The 2116-nt window shown below is 45.7% G+C and carries 1 protein-coding gene; it reads left to right on the top strand.

Annotated elements, in window-relative coordinates; genetic code table 11:
- Positions 1-394: 394 nt before the first annotated feature.
- The gene (locus LD39_RS04230) at positions 395-1561 is read left to right on the top strand and encodes a lactate 2-monooxygenase (protein ID WP_081988291.1); all 1167 of its coding nucleotides are present in this window, start codon (positions 395-397) and stop codon (positions 1559-1561) included.
- Positions 1562-2116: the final 555 nt, after the last annotated feature.

The following is a 2116-nucleotide window of genomic DNA, read 5'->3' as shown; positions in this document are numbered from 1 at the left end:
GCTTTGAGAGAATAAGAAAAAAGAAATCCCAAAGCTTGATAAAAGCGCCGCCCCCCATAAAAGAAGAAAGTTCTTATTCTTAAAAACCGATGGTATGTTTTCTGTTTTTTCAGTGGTCACCAATGCTGCTTCTTTTACTGACATGCATCATCCCGCCTTTAATTGATGTGTTACTATTAGTTTAAGACTCTGATTTCCATCAGACGATGAGCCTGGGAACGAAATCATTTCCGTCTTGAGGCGGAATTTAGTAAAGGGGATTAATATAAACACCTATCAGCGTAAACCAAGAGATATCTCCCTCTACAAAAAAATGTAAACGTTGTCATATAGTGTGATAAAATGAAACCATAATCCATAATGTACCATTTTCATGAGGGAGGAAACGAATAGAATGTCCAATTATGGCAATCAGGTTCAATTTAAGGTGTATCAGACGATGACAAATCCCGATCCGGATAGGCTTCCGGTAGTTTATGAGGAATGGGAAGCACTGGCACGCGAGAAATTGGAAGACGGTCCTTTTTATTATGTCGCCGGCGGTGCTGGCGGAGAAGAAACGATGGAAGCGAACTTACGCACATTCAACGAATGGAAGATCGTGCCCCGGATGCTTCGGGACGTTGAAAATCGTGACCTCTCGATTGAACTATTTGGACAAACGTACATGTCACCACTGATGCATGCTCCGATTGGTGTTCAATCCATCATTCATTCGGATGGAGAACTGGCCTCAGCAAAAGCTTCTGCGAAAATGCAGGTTCCTTATATTACGAGTTCTGCTTCGACGAAGTCTATGGAAGAAATCGCAGATGTGATGGGCGATGCCCCCAGGTGGTTTCAACTCTACTGGAATCGTGATCCGGAAGTGACCGCGAGTTTTCTTAAAAGAGCAGAGAAGTCAGGGTATTCAGCCATCGTGGTGACATTAGACACGCCTATGATGGCCTGGCGGGAATATGATTTAAAGAATGTTTACTTACCGTTTCTAATCGGAGAAGGAGTAGGCAACTATTTGACAGATCCTGCCTTCCGTTCTCAACTGCCTGTTCCACCAGAGGATGACCCTTCCGGAGCCATCATGCATTGGACGCAAACCTTTGGAAATGCGGGATTGACGTGGAGTGATCTATCCTTCTTAAGACAGCATACGAGCCTGCCGATTTTGTTAAAAGGTATTCTGCACCCTGAGGACGCTCAGCTTGCGATGGAGCATGGCGTCGACGGCATTATCGTTTCTAACCACGGCGGACGTCAGGTAGATGGATCGATCAGTGCGCTGGATGCTCTTCCATTGATTTGTGATGTCGTCCAAGATGAAATTCCTGTGTTAATGGACAGTGGAATTCGCAGAGGATCTGACGTAGTCAAAGCCCTGGCGTTAGGAGCGAGGGCCGTATTAGTCGGAAGACCGTGTATGTATGGTCTTGCTGTAGCAGGAGAGCAGGGAGTGCATGAAGTTCTTCGCAATTTGTTGGCGGATACGGATTTGACGATGGCTTTGGCTGGTCAAAGGTCGATTCGGGAGTTGAATCGTTCTGTGCTTATGAGAATTGACTGATTTTGATGATTTCAATAAAAGGTGGGTTTCCTATCCGCCTTTTTATGTAGTTTGTTTTAAACGCTATTCTTTTAAAAGGATAGATTTAATTCACTGATGAAAATAGGAACTTAAAGGTTATTTAGTTATTGAACATAAGTGCAGTTATCTGGAACACTTGATTTCGAGATGTATGAAGAAGATAAGGACTTCGGGGAATGACTCGCTTTCCGTGGGCGTATGCTGAGCCTCCTCTTGCTACTAGCGCCCTGTGGGGTCTCATCTAATCCGCTTATCCCACAGGAGTCTCCTCATTCCCCTACGCCCTTTGCCAAATGGCCATGTCCAAATCATAGTGGCACTAACTTGCCTTATTTATGATGGAAACCCTGCAGCAAAGCTTCTATTCGCCCAAGCTCCTTTCACAATACGAAAGTTTCGAGCTCTTCTTTATCGAAATGGGGGCCTGGAAACTGGGAGACTCCTGCGGGAAAGGAAAGGCTGGCTAGACCCCACAGAGCGCAGCTCGAGGAGGCTAGTCGTCTTCCCCGCGGAAAGCGAGCAGTTTCCAGGCCC

The organism is Halobacillus sp. BBL2006 (assembly GCF_000786645.1).
GTDB lineage: Bacteria > Bacillota > Bacilli > Bacillales > Halobacillaceae > Halobacillus.
Note: the sequence above shows the minus strand (reverse complement) of the source record. Positions and strands in the feature narration are given on the sequence as shown.